The sequence below is a fragment of the Pseudomonas sp. Sample_9 genome, from assembly GCF_004307535.1.
Classification (GTDB): Bacteria; Pseudomonadota; Gammaproteobacteria; order Pseudomonadales; family Pseudomonadaceae; genus Aquipseudomonas; species Aquipseudomonas mercuritolerans.
This window is the reverse complement of record NZ_RAZO01000433.1, coordinates 1-19,358: the sequence shown is the minus strand read 5'-3', so window position 1 is coordinate 19,358 and position 19,358 is coordinate 1. Positions and strand designations below refer to the sequence as shown.

Below are 19,358 nucleotides of genomic sequence, written 5' to 3'. Positions count from 1 at the left end.
TGTTGTACTGGCGGCCGAGCAGGCTTTGCGCTTCGGCGCTGCTGAGCAAGGTCGGGCTGTTTTCCAGCGCGAGACTGACACTGGCGCCGCTGACGGTTGCCGTGCCGCCGGCGACGATGCGGTCGCTGCTGGAGGGCGATAGCTCGACGGCGTAAGTCGAGCCCGGGGCAAGTGTCACATCACCAGCGACGTTCAAGGTGCCGATGGAGTTGCCCGGTGCCACCCGGCCGCCGCTGTTGGCGGTCAACGCGCCGATGCGTCCAGAACCGCCGAGGGTGCCGCTGTCGTTGACGGTGACCGCTGAGGTCAGCGAACCGTTGACCGTCAGCAGACCGCCGTTGACCGTGGTCGGGCCGCGATAGGTGTTTGCGCCGCTGAGCAGCAATTGCCCGGCGCCGGACTTGATCAGGCTGCCCTCATACACCCGGTTCGCCGCTGCCGCATCACGCAGCATGCCGACGGCGTAATCGGTCTGGTCCTGCTGACTGGCGCCGGCCGGGACACCGCTCTGCCAGCCTTTGTCCTGTAGGGTTTGCTGCCAGGTGCTGCGCTCGGCGAGGTCTTCGTTTTGACGCTGGAGCAGCGCCTTGTCGGAGATGTCATTGCTCCAGACATCGCGCTGCCCTGCGCCCAGATTGGCATCGAACGCACCGAGCAATTGCCCCGGCCCGCGCATCGCCCGGTCGAGGTTGGCGACGCCCCAGCCGACGCGCTCGTTCGGTGCGTTGGTGACCGAGCCATCGAGCTGGGTGGCGGTGGTCAGCAGCACTTCGAGCGCCTGCTGGTTGTTCATGTACGGATAGCGTTCCATCACCAGCGCCAAGGCGCCGGTCGCGTGCGGCGCCGCCATCGAGGTGCCGGACTTGATCGCATAACCGCCGCCGGGAATGGTGCTGTCGATCTTCGCCCCCGGTGTGGTGATGCACCAGTATTTGGCGATGCCGCACTGGTTGTATTTCTGCTGATTGCTCTGATCGAGCCCGGACACCGCCAGCCAGTGACCTTCCAGATCCGGCTGAAAGTACGGCAGCGCCGAGCGTACGCTGGCATTCGGGTAGCCGCTGTTGCCGGCGCTGAAAACGTTGATCACACCGCGCCGGGAAACATCGGCAGCGGCGTCGAGCCAGGTGCCCTTGTTCCAGTGCTGCGCGTAGGCGGCGTGCAGATCCGCGAGAGTGCGATAGCTGACATCCGGCGGCTGACTGCCCCAACTGTTGTTGATCGCCCGCACCCCGGCATCGGCGAGGCTGTCGTAGACCGCTTTGAAATAACGCGGATCAGGGCTTGGACCGAAGAGGAAACTGTCGTTCTTGTTGGTGTTGCCGACAAAGATTTGCGCGTTGTAAGCCACGCCGTGCATGCCGCTGCCGTCACGGGTTGCGCCCATGGTGCCGACCACGTGGGTGCCGTGGGAATCGTTGTTGGGGTTGAGCGTGCCGTCGACGTTGAACGCTGAGCCATCGACGTAGCTGCCGCTGGCGGTTACCGGGTGATAGCGATCGGCGGCGAATTCCGGGTGGGCGGCATCGAAACCGGAATCGAGCGCGCCGATCTTCACGCCCTTGCCGGTGATGCCGGCGGCATAGGCCTGATCAGCCTGCATGCGTTCCAGGCCCCAGTCACGCAGGAACTCGGCGCTGCGCCAACTGGCCGGATTGCCGGGCTCGCCGGGTTCGAGGTATTGCGCCTGAGTCGCCGAGGTCACCAGCAACAGCGTGCCGAGCGAAATCGGTTTGATGCGTACGTCCATGGTCATCACTCTCGTTTTTGTTGTTTTGTTCAGGGCTGAATTGCGTTGTCGCCTGTTCCCCTCACCCCAGCCCTCTCCCCGAGGAGAGGGAGCCGATTTGTATTGATGTAAAACCTGCGTCCGGCTCGGTCGTTCAGGTCGATGCATCTCGCCAATTTCCCCGAATCGGTTTCCTCTCCCTGTGGGAAATGGAGCCGATTTCTATTGATGTCAAAACCTGCGTCCGGCTCGGTCGTTCAGGTCGATGCAGCTATCGCAGGCCACTCGGTCAGTCCCCTCTCCCTCTGGGAGAGGGTTAGGGTGAGGGCTGTTGCGCGACCACAAATGCTTCGTCCACCCGCGCCAGATCCTGCTCATTCAGCGTCCCGGCGTAGTAATGCAATTTGGTCCAGGCCATCAGGTAGTCGTAGCGCGCCTGGGCCAGGTCGCGGCGGGTGGTGAACAGTTGCTGCTCGGCATTCAACGCATCGAGATTGGTGCGTTCGCCGCCCAAAATGCTTTGTTGGGTCGAGACCACCAGCGCTTCGGCCGACTTCAAGGCTTTCTGATAAGCGCGCAATTTGTTCACCCCAGAAAGGCAGGCGCTGAACTGGCGGCGCAGTTCGATCAAGGTTTCGCGGGTTTTGCCATCCAGTTCGTACTCAGCCTGTTCCATGGTGCGGCTGGCCTGACGCGTCGAGGCCGACACGCCGCCGCCGGCGTACAGCGGCACGCTGACTTCCAGGCCGATGGTGTTGGTTTCGTAGCGCTGGTTATAGGTGTTGCCGCTTTCGGACTCGTTGTCGCGCATCGAGGCGTAGGCGCTTACTTTCGGCAGATGCCCGGCGCGATTGCGCTCGACTTCATAGCGCGCCACTTCCACGGCCTGACGCTGCGAAGCGAGGTTCGGGTTGTTGCTGATCGCCAGTTCATGCCAGGTGTCGAAGTTGGCCGGTTGCAGGGTGAAGGTCTGAAATTGCTGACCAAGCGGAGCCAGATCGACGATGTCCACCGCCGGCACGCCGACCAGCGCGCCCAGCTCGCGCAAAGCGGCATCCTGCTCGTTGCGCGCTTCGATCTCTTCGGCAGTCGCCAGCTCATAGCGCGACTCGGCTTCGAGAATATCGGTGCGCGTGCCCTCGCCCTGCTTGAACATGTGTTCGTTCTGCTGGAACTGCTGTTCGTAGGCCTTCTTCTTCGCCTGGGCGATGTCGATCTGGTCCTGGGCAAACAAGGCTTTGGTGTAGTTGTCCAGCACGCGCACCAACAGCTCCTGACTCTTGCCGCGAAAGGCTTCGTCGGCGAACAACGACTGCGCGACGCCCTTGCGATACGCCGCGTAAGCCTCGTAATCGAGCAGCGGTTGCTGCACCGTGAGCGCCGAGCCGTAACTGCTGTAATTACGCTCATCGGTGCGGTTGCGCGCACGATCATCCAGAGACGTAGCCTTGGACGAGTTGCGGCCCTTGTTGTAGGTGTAGCCGATCCGTGGCAGCAACCCGGCGCGGCCAATCGCGCGGTTTTCCAGGCCGGCATCGCGCTCCTTGATCGCCCCCAGGAACACCGGATCATTGCGCAACGCCTGTTCGTAAATCTCGAATGGCCCCATGGCCGCGACTGCCGAGTGACTCGCGAGCAGCGTCATTGCGGCCCCCAGCATGCAAAGCTTTTTCATACAGCCGAACATCCTTATTCCTCGGTCAACGCAGAACCGGCGCGATCGAGCAGCGGTTTGAACAGGTAGTTGAGGAGTGAACGCTCACCGGTGCGCACGAACATTTCCGCCGGCATGCCGGGTTTGATCACCAGACCATTGAGCTTTTCCATCGCCTGATCGCTGACGCTGCTGCGCAATACGTAATACGGCACGCCGGTTTTCTCATCGACCATCTGGTCGGCGGAAATCAGGCTGACTTCGCCGGGCACGCGCGGGGTCTTGCTCTGGTTGAACGCGGTAAACAAGATGTCCACCGGCAAATGCGTGCCGACCTTGTCGATCAGATTGATCGGCAAGTGCCCTTCCACTTCCAGGGTGGTGCCCTGCGGAACGATCTCCAGCAAGGTTTCGCCCTGACGCACCACGGCGCCTTCAGTGTGCACACCGAGGTTGACCGCCACGCCATCGGCGGTGGCGAGGATCTCGCTGTGTTGCAGATCGAAACCGGCGGAGGTCAGCTGTTCGGACAGCGTCACGCTTTTCAACTGCGCATCGGCCAGTTGCGTACGCACTTCCTTCTGGTATTCCTCGCCGTGCTGCTGCAACTTCAGGCGCGACTCAAGGATGCCCTGCTCCACGCGCCCGCTTTCACCGGTGTTTTCCGCCAGCTGCTGCTGCACTTGCGACAGTTGCCGCTGGTAGTCCATCAAGCGGTTGCGCGGGATGTAGCCGTTGTCGGCCAGCGGTTGCAGGTTGCTCAATTGTTGCTGCAAGGAACTGGCCTGAGCATTGAGGTCGCTGCGGGCGCGGCGCATGCCGGCCAGTTGCGCAGTGGCGCCTTCAATGTTGGCGCGCAGTGCCGCTTGTTCCCGGGAGAACGCTTCGCGGCGGCTGCTGAACAGTTGCCGCTGGCCTTCCAGCACCAGCGCCAGGCGCGGGTCCGGGTCGTTGCTCAATTCAGGCGGAAAGATCACTTGTTTGAGGTTGTCGCGCTCGGCCTGCCAGCGCGCGAGGCTGGCCCAAGCCATGCGGTACTGCGCCTGCAGCGATTGCACATCGGCGGCGACCTGCGTCTGATCGAGGCGGAACAGTGGCTGGCCCTGCTTCACGATCTGGCCTTCGCGCACCAGAATCCGGCTGACCACGCCGCTGCTCATCGACTGCACAGCCTTGCGTTTGCCCGAGACCACCACGGTGCCCTGCACCGGAATGCCCTGATCCAGCGGCGCCAGTGCCGCCCAGGTGAAGAAACTGCCAGCGCCGACGATGGCCAGAATCCAGCCCATGCGCGCGAAGAATTTCGCGTCGCGTTCCGGGCGTTCGGTGATGTAGCCGTGTTCCATGGTCGCTTCGTTTTCAGTGTTCATGCTGGCGCTGCTCATACACCCGAATTCCTTGTCGAGGGCTGATACTGCCGGCTCATGCTGAGCCCGCCCGGTGTTTGTGCGGCTTTTTCACGTTGCTGTTCGTGCTGACCGGAAAGTGCCTTGAGCACATCCTGACTCGGGCCGAACGCCTGCAAACGGCCGTCGTTGAGCACGAGCAATTTGTCAGCCTGAGCCAGCACCGAAGAACGATGGGTGACCAGAATCACCGTGGTGCCCTGAGCCTTGAGTTGCGCGATGGCGCTGGCCAGTGCCGCTTCGCCGACGGTATCGAGATTGGAATTGGGTTCATCCAGCACCACCAGACTTGGCGTGCCGTACAGCGCGCGGGCCAAGGCCACGCGTTGCTTCTGGCCACCGGACAAACCGCTGCCGTCCTCGCCCAGTTGCGTGTCGTAGCCTTGCGGCAGGCGCAGGATCATCTCGTGAACGCCGGCCTGCTGCGCGGCGGCTACGACTTTTCGCGGGTCGGCTTCGCTGAAGCGCGCGATGTTTTCGGCAATGGAGCCGCTGAACAGCTCGATGTCTTGCGGCAGGTAACCGATGTAAGGACCAAGCTGATCGCGGTTCCAGCGATGAATATCAGCGCCGTCGAGGCGCACGGTGCCGCCCAGCACCGGCCACACGCCGACCAGGACCCGAGCCAGCGTCGACTTGCCGGAACCAGACGCGCCGAGCACACCCAGCACTTCACCAGCACTCAGATTGAAATTGACCATGTGCAAAGTGGCTGCACGCTGCCCAGGCGGGCCGGCACTGACTTGTTCGAAGGTGATCTGGCCTTTCGGTGCCGGCAGTGCCATCGCCTCGTCGCTGGGCGGAAACGCCTGCAACAGCGCATCGAGACGGCGGTAAGCCAGCTTCGCCCCGCTCCACTGTTTCCAAACGGCGATCAGCTGATCGATCGGGCTCAGCACGCGGCCCATCAGGATCGAACCGGCGATCATCATCCCCGCCGTCATGTCGCCCTTGATCACCAGCAACGCGCCCAGGCCCAGCACCAACGATTGCAGGCATAGACGCAAGGTCTTGCTCAGCGAACTGATCACCGCGCCAGTGTCGCTGGCCTGGTTCTGCAAGCCGAGAAAGCGCGAATGCACGCCAAACCAGCGCTTGCGCAGCGAGCCGAGCATGCCCATGGCCTGAATGGTTTCGGCGTTGTGCAGATGGCTGGTGGCCAACTGGCTGGATTGCTGGGAAAAACCGGCGGCTTCGCCCAGCGGTTTTTTGGTCATGTATTCGTTGAGGCAGGCCAGTGCAATCAGCAATAACGCGCCCGCCGTGGCCAGCACGCCGAGCCAGACGTTGAACAGGTAAATGACAAACAGATAGACCGGGAACCACGGCGCATCGAAGAAGGCGAACAGCGCCGGGCCGGTGACGAACTGGCGGATATGGGTCAGATCGCCCAGCGACTGCCCGGCATTGCCTTCGCCCTTGAACAGGTTGCGCTCGAACGCGGCCTGATAGACGCGCAGATTGAAGCGACGCTCCAGCTGGCTGCCGATGCGGATGACGATAAAGCTGCGGATCACTTCCAGCAGCCCGATAAAGGCGAAGAAACCGACCACCATCAACGACAGCATTGCCAGGGTGGTTTCGTTCTGTGACGACAGCACCCGGTCGTAAACTTGCAGCATGTAGATCGACGGCACCAGCATCAACACGTTGATCAGCGCGGTGAAACAACCGACGCTGATCAGAATGCTTTTATAGTCGCCCAATGCCTTGATTAACGGAGCGGTGGCAGGAGACTTCGCCATCTTCATTGATTCTTCCTGAATTCATGCCTCGTCATTACCGGACGAGCATTCCATTGATATTCCGCCTGCCTGCCAAAGATGACTTGCAAGTAGCGCTTACAATTTCATAACAACTTGATCCGATGCCGCGCTTATAACGCACGACCACTGGCTTATATCAACTTTCTTTCACTCGACAACCATTGCCTACTGCGCTGCGCGCTCTAACGTAATAAGCAGTTCGGCGCTCAAGGCCTTTGTATAAATGCCATCACGCTGGCGGCTGAAGAAGGCGATCCTCGAACCTTCCTTGCCGGTGATGGAAATGCCATCGGGCTCTGGAAACCAGCCGATTGGCGCTTCGCCCAACCACGCGGCCAGACATTCAGTGCCCTCGCCCAAAGTCTGGTTCGGCGCAAGCTCGACCAGGCAAGTGTTCGACGGTTTGTCTTGCAACGACCGCGTTTCGGGTGTGTCGTTGTGACCGGTCAATGTGGCCTGCCAGCGCCCGGTGAATACCGCGGGGTCTTCGAGTCTGAGGCTGCTTGCCATGCTTGTCGCTCCGCTCATCATCAGCGTGACTGCCATCAGCCATGCCATCGTTGTGTAAGTAAAAACGTATACACGCATAGGAAATTTCACTTCCGTTCGTAGCCTTGCCCGGCGACCACGCCGATGCAAGCGAAGAAAGCGACGCACGAGGCGCCGCTTTCCTTTCACATCACGCCACGATGTCGCTGGTCGCTGCCTGGCCAACCGTGCTGACGATGAAGTCCGCCACGCCGTGCCCGGAGAAATCCACCGATAACAGGCTGTTGCCGCCCGACGAGGTCAGCACTGCGTCGCCGGCAGAACCGGTGAAGCTGTTGACGAAGTGCAGGCCCGCGCCGTTGGTGATGCCGGTCAGGTCGATTTTGTCCAGACCGCTGACAAAATCGAGGATCTGATCGATCGCACCCGGCTTGGAGTCCGAGCTGGCGGCGAACACGAAAGTGTCCGAACCGGCGCCGCCCCACAGCTTGTCGGCACCGCCAGCGCCGAAGAGGATGTCGTTGCCGGCACCACCCTTCAGTTCGTTGGCCACGCTGTTACCGATCAACAGATCACTGCCCGAACCACCAATCGCGTTCTCGATGACTGCGCCCTTGGCGATCGACACGTTGCCGACCATGCCGCCAACGTCGGAGAACGAAGCGCTATTGAGGTTGATTTTCTGGTTCTGGGTAAACCCGGAAAAGTCCAGGGTATCCTTGCCGCCGGCATCCCAGACCGAGAACACCACCTTGTCGCTCGACGACGACGCGCTGAGGAAATCGCGGCCGGCATTGGAGTTGAAGCCGTAGGTGGTGTCGCCGGTGCGGGTGGTGGTGTTGGCGCCGTAGAGTTTCTGGATGGCTGCGATGTCGTCCATCAGCGGGCCGGACGAATAGGCTTCGACGCCACCCTTGCTGAAGTTCTGGTTGGTGTTGCTTTCGCTCCAGTAACTCATGACGCTGTAGCCACGGGTGTCCTGGCCATAAGTCGCGTCGTTGTAAGTCGGGTTGCCATTGCCGGCGTTGTAGTCGCCAGGGTGAGCAAGGCCCAGGGTATGGCCGATTTCGTGGGTCAGGGTCTGACGCCCGTAGTTGTTTAGATCCGGGTTCTTGTTCTGCGTGTAACCGCTGTTGATCAGGTACCACGAAGTACCGTCATAACCAGCGCCGGTCCCCGGCAGATAGGCAAACGCCGCAGCGCCATCCTGACCACCGCTGTAGTTACCGAAGGTCATGTGCCCGTCACCGCCCGAGGCTTTCTCGGTAAAGGTGACATTGGCCACATCGGCCCACGACTGCATGGCGAGCTTGGCCTGCGCCTGCTGCTGCGCGCTGAACTGACTGAACCCGCTGATGCCGTGCTTGTTCATCGTGCTGTTCGAGGCCGAAGTCAGGAACGTATAGGTGAGGTCGATCTTGCCGCTGCCGTCCTTGTCCTGGTAGGCAGCGCCGTCACGCAGCAATTGCGTAGCCGCCTGGTCGACGGTGTACGAGGGTTTGCCATTGACCGTGAGGTTGCCGCCACGGTCGTACTGATGGCTGAAGCTATTGATCTGGTTGTACGCCGAGCTGAACGCGGCCAGTTGGAAAGCCTGTTCGGCGGAATCAACAGCATTGGTTTTAACTTTCGACATAAACACACTTCCTTGTTTAGCAATGGAACAGTTTTTGTCCGACAGGACGATCTTTGGCGAGATCGTCCTATCACTCGCCCAATGAAGGCGTAACGAACCTGACACAATTGGAAATCTGTCGTAAAGAGTTTTTTTGCGATCCAATTTGGTGGTATCAGGAAACTGCCGTAAACAAAGCGCGCGGGGAGGAAAGATTGTTTTTAATTGCGATGAGGGTGGAAATTGTCTGACGATTTTCTATTTAAATATTAAATATCGCTAAGTTTGAATTTGTTGGGCAAGTCACATTTTCAGTCGGCAGTGCCAGTGCTTTGATATCAACTATCCTGATTCATTGAATAACGAATGTGGGAGCGAGCCTGCTCGCGAAGGCGCCAAGCCAGTCAACATAAGTGTCGAATGACAAAACGCTTCGCGAGCAGGCTCGCTCCCACAGGGGTCTTGTATGTTGGCCTGAAAAAACTCAGCTACCGGTGCGAATCTTGTTCCACACCCTCGTACGAATCCGGTCGATATTCAACGGCATCGCCTCCAGCGCAAACAGCTTGCCCATCATTTCCGGGCTCGGGTAAACCTTGGTGTCGTTCTTGATCGCCGGGTCGATCAGTTTGTCGGCTTGTTCGTTGCCATTGGCGTAATGCACGTAATTGGTGATGCCGGCCATGACATCGGGGCGCAGCAGGTAGTTCATGAAGGCGTAGCCGGCCTTTTCGTCCGGTGCGTCGGCGGGCATGGCGACCATGTCGAACCAGATCGCCGCGCCTTCCTTGGGAATCGCATAACCGATCTCGACGCCGTTCTTGGCTTCCTTGGCGCGGTTCTCCGCTTGCAGTATGTCGCCGGAAAAGCCCACCGCTACGCAGATGTCGCCGTTGGCCAGGTCACTGGTGTACTTCGAAGAATGGAAGTAACTGACGTAGGGCCGCACTTTCATCAGCAAAGCTTCGGCTTTTTTGTAGTCTTCGGGATTTTTGCTGTGGTGCGGCAGGCCCAGGTAGTTGAGCGCCGCCGGGAGCAGTTCCGGGCCGTTGTCGAGGATCGCCACGCCGCACTTCTGCAGTTTTTCCATGTATTCGGGCTTGAAGATCAGATCCCAGGAATCCACCGGCGCGTTGTCGCCCAGCACCGCTTTGACCTTGGCAATGTTGTAGCCGATACCGGTGCTGCCCCACAGATAAGGGAAACCGTGCTCGTTATTAGGGTCGTTGGTTTGCAGGGCCTTGAGCAGCGCCGGGTTGAGGTTCTTCCAGTTCGGCAACTGACTCTTGTCGAGTTTCTTCAGCGCCCCGCCTTGAATTTGCCGCGCCATGAAGTGGTTCGACGGAAAAACCACGTCGTAACCGGATTTGCCAGTCATCAACTTGCCGTCGAGGGTTTCGTTGCTGTCGTAGACGTCATAAGTGACGCCGATGCCCGTGTCTTTCTGGAAGTTCTTCGTGGTGTCCGGGGCGATGTAGTCGGACCAGTTGTAGACCTTGACCGTCTCGGCCGCGTGACTGACGGAAGCGGCCAGCAGCAGCAGCAGCGGCGCCAATGCGAGGGTTTTCTGGATCATGAGGCGATTCCTGTATGGGCTTTTTTTGTTGGCAGGCAATCAAAGGATCAAACAATCAGAAAATCAGCACGTAGCTCTTGCGCACGGTTTCCTGGATATCCCAGACCCCGAGCGTGTTGGCTGGCAACATCAGTGCGTCGCCGCCTTGTATGTGCAGGGTTTCGCCGCCACCGTCAGGAGTGAACGTGCAACGCCCGGAAATGAAATGGCAGAACTCCTGCGCGGTGATCTGCCGCCGCCAGCGGCCCGGGGTGCATTCCCAGACGCCGGTTTCGACACCGTCGTCGCGCTCGACGCTGGTGGTCGAGGCAATTGCGACGGGTTCGCCGAGGGGCACGGCGACCGGGTTGGATTCTTCGAGCTCAAGCGTGGCGGTGTTCTTGAAGTGGGTGATGCTCATGGCGTGACCTGTTTATTGAGGGAAACGACGTTCAGTGCATGAAACCTTCCATGAACCCGGCAACCCGGCTGGCGAGCTTGCGCCGCCAGGGCGCGGTCGCGGGATTGGCCAGGGTCTGGTCTTCGTGCACGAAACTTTTGATGATCGCGTTGTAGCCGAGCCAGCGGCATGGCTCTGGCTCCCAGGCACGCAGCGCGTGAATGCCGCCGTCGGGCAGCACCCACGGTTGCTCGGTCAGTTCGCTGTCGCGCTCCAAAATAAGATCCGCCAGGGTGCGTCCGCCGAGGTTGCTGGCACCAACACCCTCCCCGCCGTATCCGCCGGACAACGCGATGCCGTTGGCGCGGTCGCAAAGCATGTGCGGCTTGAAATGCCGCGACATGCCGAGATTGCCGCCCCAGGCGTGGGTGATCTGCACATTTTTCAGCTGCGGGAACAGTTCGCCGAACAGATAGCGGCGCAACTCGACTTCATCGCGGGTGAGGTTGAAGTCATGGCGCAGCTTGCCGGCGAACTGATAACCGCCACGGGCGCCGAAGATCAGACGATTGTCGGCACTGCGCTGGCCGTAGGTGACCTGGCGGCTGAATTCACTGAAGGCCTGGCCGCGATTGAGGCCGATTTCGTCCCAGATCGCAGCGGACAGCGGCTCGGTGGCGACGATCAGGCTTTGCACCGGCAGCTGATAGCGGCCAAGTGGCGGCAGCGTCACCGAATACCCTTCTACCGCCGGGACGATCCAGCGGCTGCGCACGCTGGCCTTGGCGGTACGCAGACTGCCGGACTGCCAGTGGGTGACCGGACTGTTTTCGTAGATTTTCACGCCCATGTTCTGCACGGTCCGCGCCAGGCCACGCGCCAGTTTCGCCGGGTGAATGGTCGCGACATGGGGGGCGAAGATGCCGCCGTAGGGCTTGGCCACGCGGATCTGCTGGGCCAACTGCTCGGGACTGAGCCAGCGGTAATCGTCGTCAGTCAGACCTTGGGCATGCAGCTTGCTCAGGTAATCGCGCAGAACGGTTTCCTGCTCTGGATAGCGCGCAGCACAATAAAGCACCCCGCCCTTACGGTAATCGCAGTCGATGCCTTCGCGTTCGAGGACGATCTCCACTTCATCGGGGATGCTGTGCAGCAAATCAAACGACGCCCGCCGTTGCTGCGGCGATAAGCCTGCGAGCAAGCGATCCTCGCCCAGCAAATTACCCATCAGCCAGCCGCCGTTACGCCCGGAAGCACCGAACCCGGCGGTTTGCGCCTCGACGATGGCGATATCCAGGCCGGGCGCCTGTCTTTTCAGGTAGTACGCCGTCCACAGTCCGGTGTAACCGGCGCCGATGATGGCCACGTCGACGTCCAGATCGCGCTCAAGCGCAGGCCGCGCCAGCAGCGGCTCATCGAGCTGATCCATCCACAAACTGATCGTGCGCCACGCCGACATGCCAGACTCCGCCATTGAAAACTTTCGATGGCGTCGATCCTAGTGGCTGCCTTCAGTGGATGTCTTGCGCGCGTGCCCGCAGAGAAATTTGTTTGGCATAGGCCTTGGGCGACTGGCCGGTGTGCTCGCGAAAACATTTGTAGAACGCTGATAGCGAATTGAAGCCGGCGGCAAACGCCAGCTCGTCGACACGTAACGGCGGCGTGGCGCTGTCCAGCGCACGCAGCAAATGCTGCAGGCGCGCCTGATTGACGTAGCGATAAAAGCTTTGCCCGAGCACCTGATTGAGCAGATAGGAGATCTGATTACGGCTGTACCCGCACTCCTTCGCCACCCGTTGCAGGTCAAGCTCAGGGTCCAGATAGGGCTGCTGCTTTTCGAAATACTGCTGCAGGTCTTCGGCCATGAAACTCAGTTGCCGCGGTGACAGACCTAGCCTGCTGACCGCCGGACGGCTTGGCGCGGAGCTACCGTCGGCTTGAGTACGCACCAGCGAGGCGTACTCGTTGACGCGCCAGATCAAGCCGTCCTTGACCGTGATCGCTTCGCTGGAACGAAACGACACCAGGCCGTCGCCGCCGCGCAAGGTCACCTCGTACTGAATGAACGCGGTGTTGCCATCCACCCGGATTCGGTCGCAATGTTCGAGCAGTTCGTCGGATTCTCGCGGCATGCTCACGCGCACATACTCGCGCAACTCATCCAGACCGAGCACCCGGTTCTGAAAGAAATCGTTGTACTGGATATCGGCGTGATAAAGCGCCATGACGCTGTCCAGATCCCGGTGTTTCCAGCTCAGGTGATAGCGCATGACCGTGGCGGCCGTGGCCTGGGTCTGTTCGGGGCCGTCGTCATTGGCGTGCATAAGCGGCTCGGCGAAAAAGAACCGAGCTTGCCCAACTTCCTCTGCCGCTTCAATGAAAAATCCATGGTGGCGTTTTGGCGATAATCGATGAGCCAGTGACTTACATCAAAAAATGCGAATCAATCGCTAAACGGACTGAAAAAACTCACAGTTTTTTCACACACGGATGCTACTTTTAAAGCTCAAGCACTGGTTGAGCCAATGAAGGCTCTTCCCACCTAACATGAGCAAAAGGAAGCGCTCGATGAAGCAGGCGGGCAACACCATGAATAAAGGGTTCAGCAAAGTCACCTTTCCAAACGCTTGCCAGCTGATGCGCTGGCATTTTCATCCCATGGGTTTCGAAGCGACGATGGATGCGCCGGGCAGCATGATCGCCCGTCTTTTCGATCGGGCCAGCGGCGAAACCATGATCGCCATCGCCGGCATTCCCTGCGCAACGGTGATGAACGCGGCGGACGTCGAGCGCATGATCGAAGCCATCGAGGATGAGCTGGAAGCCTTCACTCCTCCGGAATCTCTCAAGAACTACGCGTAACCACCTGATTTAAAACAAAAAGCCCGCAGCGATGCGGGCTTTTTATTGGTCAGGCGCTGGTCTTTTCGCGTCGATGGTCGACGAAGAAGGGCTTGCCCTTGGCGACTCGATCCGACGCCCTCGGCATGTTTACCGCTTGGGTTTCCTGCGGTTCGACGTACCAATAGCAATGGCTGACGGCGCGCGTGATACCGACGTAGGCAAGGCGCAGGATTTCGTCCTTTTGCGCAGTATCGTACGGCTCGCTGTCACCGCTTTTACCCAATCCCGCCATGCGATAGACCTGATTCTTGTACGGAGAGCTGGTCAGATGCTGGCAATCACCCAGGAGGAATACTGCATCAGCCTGCAAGCCTTTGGCGCTGTGATAGGTCAGTTGTTTCAGCCGCCGCGCGTCGTAGGGCAAGCTCGAATCTACATTAAGTACAGGCTGAATATGCTGTTCTATCAATAACTTATCGCTGCTTTTTCGATAAAGCATCAAGATTGAATCGCCGCGCCGATAATGCTCGGCCAGGCGCTGACCCAATGCTTCATCATCCCGCTCAAGCACGTTGACCGGGTGAAGCGGCTTGGGCTCACCACTGGCCTTGGCCTTCTTGCCCGCTATCGCTGGCGCGGCACGGACGATGTGTTCGGCGGCGTCGATGATGTGCTGGTGGCTGCGGTAGTTGTCACTGAGCATGACCCGCGTTGTGCTCGGTGAAGGGAATTCCTTGTTGAACTCCATGAAGTAGCTCGGCGAACTGCCGCGCCAGCCGTAAATCGATTGCCAGTCATCGCCGACGCACAGCAGCGACGACCGCTGCGCCCCTCGCCCGACATGCATGGCCGGGCCACGGCTGCGGATTTCATTGAGGCTGGCACGAATCCACGAAACGATCTGCGGAGAGACGTCCTGGAATTCGTCGATCATCAAATGCGCCATCGGCCGCAGCAACTCATCGCTGAGCAGCTTGAGGTTTTCCGGCGAGTGCTCGCTGAACAACGCGAACATGCGGTTGTAGGTCATCACCGGCGGCTTCTGATCCAGCAGGTGATCTTCAAATGCGCGCCAGAACAGGCTCAGGGCTTCAAAGAAAAACCGATCGGGATCGTCCCTGGCGAAGCTCATCCGACTGACCGCGTCCGGCACATCCAGGCCGAGGTTTTCGATGAAGCCCGCTGCGGCGACAAAACAGTCCAGCAATGGCGCGGATGCCAGCTCGCCTTTGACCTTGTAATCAAAGCCGGGACCGGCGCTGGCATCTCCGGCCAACGTAGCAAGAACGCGCCTGGATGACTCGTAACTATCCAGCCATATCAATGGCTTACGGCAGAAAGCTTGAAACAGGGTGCGCTTGACCGCCCATTCTGCGCGGACACTTAGCTTGGCGTTGGGTCGGGCTAGCTGGGCGTTTTCCCCGGGATCAAAGCCGAGCACTACCCAGGCATCGAGACTGGGAATATAGCCGTGAGCGTGGAACTGCGAGCCATTGATCTCAAAGGTCTGGCGATTGGGCTCGATGCCTTTGATGGGCCACGCACCGGCGCGAAACCACAGATCCTCAATCACATCGCAGAGCTCTTCATCGCGCTTGGCCGCCAGTTCAGTGACCGCCATGCGCTTCTGCACATCGGGGTGGTCGCGTTCCAGTTCCTTCAACTGTAATCCGGCACGGGACAGCGGCTGGATCAACTGGCGGAAACGCTCATCGTCGTTGAACAGCCGGTGATAACAAGCATTAAGTTGCTGGCGCTGTGCGTCATTGATACGCAGGTCAAACGGATTGCTGTCGACCTCCTCTGCGCCGCTTTGCGGGCGATCGCTGAGGTTCTCGAAGGCCTGCAAACGCTCGAAACCCGGCAGGCTGCGGACCATCGGCAGGATGCGTGAGTGGAAGGTTCTGACCAGCTCGCGGGCCTGCTTGGGGTTCAGCGGCTGCCCCCACAGCGTGAAGATTTCGATGAGTTTGTTGATGAAGTCCTTGCGCGATTCGCGGGTGAAGGTCACCACAGTCATCGAATCCAGCTCAAAACCCAGATAATGGCTGAGCAAGAGAATGCGCAGCACCAGCGTGGTCGATTTGCCGGCGCCGGCTCCGGCCACCACCGAGGTGGACGGCGTATCGCTGAAGATCATCTTCCACTGCGCAGCGCTGGGCTGGGCGTGGGCCGGAAGCAAACGGGCGACGTCAGCCTTGATGCGCTTCTTCAGTTCCGCCGTCAGCGGCAGGCGCCAGTCATCGAACAGGTTGTTATCGACGCTGGGCGGCCGATGCTCGGTGTTGCGGCTGTCGCGAATCAGCAGCACCTGGCGGCCTTCCTCCAACCCCTCAAGCTTGCCCTCCTTGAAACCGTATTCGACGCCGGCGGTGTGGCCACTGCGAAATCCGTCGGCTTGCCCGTGCAGCCACGACGCCCGGTGCTGGGCGCGCAGCTTGGTCAACCCGTGACCAAAGAATCGCGCGGCCAGACGTTTGAACCAGGGCATCTCCGCCAGTGGACGAAGTTCAGGGGGAAGATCGGGGATGTGTTGCGCCACGCTGACGGACTCCAGGGTGTGAGGCTGTGGCGGCTATGGTGTCTGGATTTGCTGATGAGTTCTAGCGAAATGCTTACAGGTCATCGGTTTAGGCGACGAATTGAAAGTCGGATGAGACGATGTCGAGGGGGATTCCCATCAAATAACCTGATCATGATGCGGCAGTTTTTGCGCTTTTTATCGATGATTGCCTGATAGATGATCGTCGTCATCAACCACGGGCCTCGCCCTGACGAACCTTATTAAGGAGACGATCATGCTTGAACTCAGACCCTTCAGCTCGCTGGGCGGTGCCCATCACGGCTGGCTGGACGCGCATCACCACTTTTCGTTTGCCGAATACTACGATCCGCAACGGATGAGCTGGGGCAACCTGCGCGTGTGGAACGATGACATCATCGCTGCAGGCACCGGTTTCCCGCAGCATCCGCACCGCGACATGGAAATCATCACTTACGTGCGAGAAGGTGCCATCACGCACCAGGACAATCTGGGCAACAAGGGCCGTACCGAAGCGGGCGACGTACAAGTGATGAGCGCCGGCACCGGCATCGCTCACAGCGAGTACAACCTGGAGGACAAGGAAACCAAGATCTTCCAGATCTGGATTCTGCCGACCGAAACCGGTGCGCCGCCGTCGTGGGGTGCCAAGCCGTTTCCCAAAGGCGAGCGTGAGGGTTTTGTGACGTTGGCCAGCGGCAAGGACGGCGACGATGAGAGCTTGCACATTCGCGCCAATGCGCGTCTGGTCGCCGCGAACATCAAGGCCGGTGAAACTGCTGAGTACCGACTGGACGAGGGGCGTCGCGCCTATCTGGTTCCGGCCACCGGCGTGATCGAAGTCAATGGCTTGCGTGCCCAAGCGCGTGACGGCGTGGCGGTGGCACACGAGCAAGTGCTGACGGTCACGGCGATTGAAGACAGCGAGATCGTACTGGTCGACCTGGCTTGATCTGCAGGCAATAAAAAAGGGCAACCATTACGGTTGCCCTTTTTCATGTGCGCATTATTTGCTGGAAATGGCGCCATCCACCAAAGTTTGCGCTTCGGCCACCAGTTGTTTGAGGTGGTCGTCGCCGAGGAAGCTTTCGGCGTAGATCTTGTAGATGTCCTCAGTGCCCGACGGACGCGCGGCGAACCAGCCGTTCTCGGTCATGACTTTCAGACCACCAATGGCCTGATCGTTGCCCGGTGCGTGGCTGAGGATGCTCTGGATCTTTTCGCCCGCCAGCTCGGTCGAGGTGACCTGCTCCGGCGCCAGCTTGCTCAGCAGTGCCTTTTGTTCAGGGTTGGCCTTGGCGTCGACGCGTACCGAGAACGGTTCGCCCAGTTCGTCGGTCAGCGCGCGGTAGGCCTGGCTTGGATCGCGCCCGGTGCGCGCCGTCATTTCGGCGGCGAGCAAGGCTGGGATCAGGCCGTCCTTGTCGGTGCTCCATACGCCACCGTCCTTGCGCAGGAACGAGGCGCCAGCGCTCTCTTCACCGCCAAAACCCAGCGAGCCATCAAACAAGCCGTCGGCGAACCACTTGAAACCGACCGGCACTTCGTACAGGCGACGGCCCAGGCGCTTGGCCACGCGGTCGATCAAACCGCTGCTGACCACGGTTTTACCGACAGCTGCATCAGCGCGCCATTGCGGACGGTTCTGGAATAGGTAGTCGATGGATACCGCCAGATAGTTGTTCGGCGCAAGCAAACCACCGGACGGCGTGACGATGCCGTGGCGGTCGTGGTCAGGATCGCAGGCAAACGCCACGTCGAAGCGCTCTTTCAGGCCGATCAGGCCCTGCATCGCGTGGCTGGACGACGGGTCCATACGGATTTGGCCGTCCCAGTCGACGGTCATGAAACGGAACGTTGAATCGACCTGTTTGTTCACCACTTCCAGGTCGAGACGGTAGTGTTCGGCGATGGCCGACCAGTAGCGCACCCCTGCTCCGCCCAACGGATCAACACCCAGACGCAGCTTGGCGTCGCGGATGGCATCGAAGTCGATGACGTTGACCAGGTCGGCGACATAAGTGTTCAAGTAATCGTGACGATGGGTCGTGCGGGCCTTGAGCGCTTGCTCGTAGCTGATGCGTTTGACCCCGGCCAGTTTGTTCGCCAGCAGCTCGTTGGCCTTGGCTTCGATCCACTTGGTGATGTGGGTATCGGCCGGGCCACCGTTGGTTGGGTTGTATTTGTAGCCACCGCTCTGTGGCGGGTTGTGCGACGGCGTGATGACGATACCGTCCGCCAGGCCAGAGGTACGGCCGCGGTTGTAGCAGAGAATGGCGTGGGAAACTGCCGGGGTCGGCGTGTACTCATCGCCTTCGGCGATCATCACGGTGACGCCGTTGGCGGCGAGGACTTCCAGCGCGCTGGCGCCGGCCGGGGTCGACAATGCATGGGTGTCGATGCCGACGAACAGCGGGCCGGTGATGCCCTGGGCTTCGCGATACAGGCAGATCGCCTGGCTGATGGCCAGAACATGCCATTCGTTGAAACTCAAATCGAACGAACTGCCGCGGTGGCCGGAGGTGCCGAACGCCACTCGCTGGGTAGAAATCGATGCATCAGGCTGGCCGGTGTAATAGGCCGTAACCAGTCGCGGGATATCGACCAACAGTTCTGCCGGTGCCGGTTTGCCCGCAAAAGGACTGAGTGTCATGCAAAAACCTCTGAAATCGGAGTGGTTCAGGAAATGCAGCGCAGTTTACTGGCAGTTTGACCACTGTGCGACGGGATGTATCCGAAACTCGCCCGATGTTTTTTAACGTTATTGACTGGGCGACAGGCGCAAGGCATCGCCGAGCAGGCCGATGACACTCGGCAAGTCGCGCTCGCCGTGGTTCAACGCGCTTAAACGCAGATGATCCGAGTGCAACCCTTGCAGACTGAACAGCTCGCCGGGCGCCACGATGATCTGTTGCTTGAGCAGGCGGTGGAACACATTCGTCATGTCGACCGGCCGTAACGAACGCACCCACACCGTCGCCCCGCCCTGCGGCTCGATGACATGCAGGGCATCGCCCAGACGCTCGCGCATTACCTGGATCAACACCGCCCGCCGTTCGCCCAGCATTCGCCGCAACACGCATAAATGCTGATCAAGCCGCCCGCCATTCAACAGCCGGGCAATGGCCTTTTGGCGAATGGGTGACAATCGAAACGCGCGCAGCAGAAAATGGCGCTGCAACGCCTCGCGCCAGTGACGCGACAAGACAAAACCGAATGGCGCTTCAGCGCCGATGAATTTTTCGAAAGTGGAAAACACCAGCAGGCGATCAGGATCAAGCCAGGTTCGCAATCGCTGCGAACCATTGCGCTCGTCAAGCTCGCTGTAGCAGTCGTTTTCCAGCACCCAGACGCCATG

At 59.9% G+C, this 19,358-nt stretch carries 15 protein-coding genes; 2 read left to right on the top strand and 13 right to left on the bottom strand.

What is annotated here, in order from left to right:
- The 10 genes from D6877_RS24920 to D6877_RS24875 all read right to left on the bottom strand — a co-directional run.
- Positions 1-1,750, bottom strand: a 1,750-nt coding sequence (locus D6877_RS24920; RefSeq protein ID WP_153189075.1) for a S8 family peptidase, incomplete at its 3' end; no start/stop codon positions are given.
- A gap of 295 nt (positions 1,751-2,045) precedes the next feature.
- Positions 2,046-3,416: a TolC family outer membrane protein gene (locus D6877_RS24915; protein ID WP_130912421.1), complete on the bottom strand. Its 1,371-nt coding sequence runs from the start codon at positions 3,414-3,416 to the stop codon at positions 2,046-2,048.
- Between the two features lie 2 nt (positions 3,417-3,418).
- Positions 3,419-4,768: an HlyD family type I secretion periplasmic adaptor subunit gene (locus tag D6877_RS24910; protein WP_130912420.1), complete on the bottom strand. Its 1,350-nt coding sequence runs from the start codon at positions 4,766-4,768 to the stop codon at positions 3,419-3,421.
- Entirely contained in the window at positions 4,765-6,540 is a 1,776-nt protein-coding gene (locus D6877_RS24905) for a type I secretion system permease/ATPase (RefSeq protein ID WP_130912419.1), read from the bottom strand. The genes D6877_RS24910 and D6877_RS24905 overlap by 4 nt, the downstream gene beginning before the upstream one ends.
- 180 nt (positions 6,541-6,720) lie before the next feature.
- A complete protein-coding gene (locus D6877_RS24900) occupies positions 6,721-7,143 on the bottom strand; it encodes an AprI/Inh family metalloprotease inhibitor (protein ID WP_153189074.1) in 423 nt (140 codons plus the stop codon).
- Positions 7,144-7,234: 91 nt separating this feature from the next.
- On the bottom strand, positions 7,235-8,680 hold the full coding sequence (locus tag D6877_RS24895; RefSeq protein ID WP_130912418.1) for a serralysin family metalloprotease: 1,446 nt from the start codon (positions 8,678-8,680) through the stop codon (positions 7,235-7,237).
- Positions 8,681-9,143: 463 nt separating this feature from the next.
- Complete coding sequence (locus D6877_RS24890; protein WP_130912417.1) at positions 9,144-10,235, bottom strand: polyamine ABC transporter substrate-binding protein; 1,092 nt, start codon at positions 10,233-10,235, stop codon at positions 9,144-9,146.
- Positions 10,236-10,290: 55 nt separating this feature from the next.
- Positions 10,291-10,635 (bottom strand): cupin domain-containing protein, encoded by a 345-nt coding sequence (locus D6877_RS24885; protein WP_130912416.1) that lies wholly within the window; start codon positions 10,633-10,635, stop codon positions 10,291-10,293.
- A 31-nt stretch (positions 10,636-10,666) separates the two neighbouring features.
- A complete protein-coding gene (locus tag D6877_RS24880) occupies positions 10,667-12,073 on the bottom strand; it encodes an FAD-dependent oxidoreductase (protein WP_130912415.1) in 1,407 nt (468 codons plus the stop codon).
- A 52-nt stretch (positions 12,074-12,125) separates the two neighbouring features.
- Positions 12,126-12,938, bottom strand: a complete 813-nt coding sequence (locus D6877_RS24875; RefSeq protein ID WP_130912414.1) for a nuclear transport factor 2 family protein — start codon at positions 12,936-12,938, stop codon at positions 12,126-12,128.
- Between the two features lie 265 nt (positions 12,939-13,203).
- On the opposite strand from D6877_RS24875, the gene D6877_RS24870 reads away from it, so the two are divergent.
- On the top strand, positions 13,204-13,476 hold the full coding sequence (locus D6877_RS24870) for a DUF1652 domain-containing protein (protein ID WP_038862172.1): 273 nt from the start codon (positions 13,204-13,206) through the stop codon (positions 13,474-13,476).
- Positions 13,477-13,525: 49 nt separating this feature from the next.
- Here D6877_RS24870 and D6877_RS24865 read toward each other — a convergent pair whose 3' ends face one another.
- Complete coding sequence (locus tag D6877_RS24865; RefSeq protein WP_130912413.1) at positions 13,526-16,000, bottom strand: UvrD-helicase domain-containing protein; 2,475 nt, start codon at positions 15,998-16,000, stop codon at positions 13,526-13,528.
- Between the two features lie 256 nt (positions 16,001-16,256).
- On the opposite strand from D6877_RS24865, the gene D6877_RS24860 reads away from it, so the two are divergent.
- A complete protein-coding gene (locus D6877_RS24860; protein ID WP_016774845.1) occupies positions 16,257-16,952 on the top strand; it encodes a pirin family protein in 696 nt (231 codons plus the stop codon).
- A 54-nt stretch (positions 16,953-17,006) separates the two neighbouring features.
- Here D6877_RS24860 and pgm read toward each other — a convergent pair whose 3' ends face one another.
- Both pgm and D6877_RS24850 read right to left on the bottom strand, forming a co-directional pair.
- Complete coding sequence (gene pgm, locus D6877_RS24855) at positions 17,007-18,653, bottom strand: phosphoglucomutase (alpha-D-glucose-1,6-bisphosphate-dependent) (RefSeq protein WP_130912412.1); 1,647 nt, start codon at positions 18,651-18,653, stop codon at positions 17,007-17,009.
- A gap of 108 nt (positions 18,654-18,761) precedes the next feature.
- The coding region (locus D6877_RS24850) for an aminotransferase class I/II-fold pyridoxal phosphate-dependent enzyme (RefSeq protein ID WP_130912411.1) at positions 18,762-19,358 on the bottom strand (597 nt) is incomplete at its 5' end.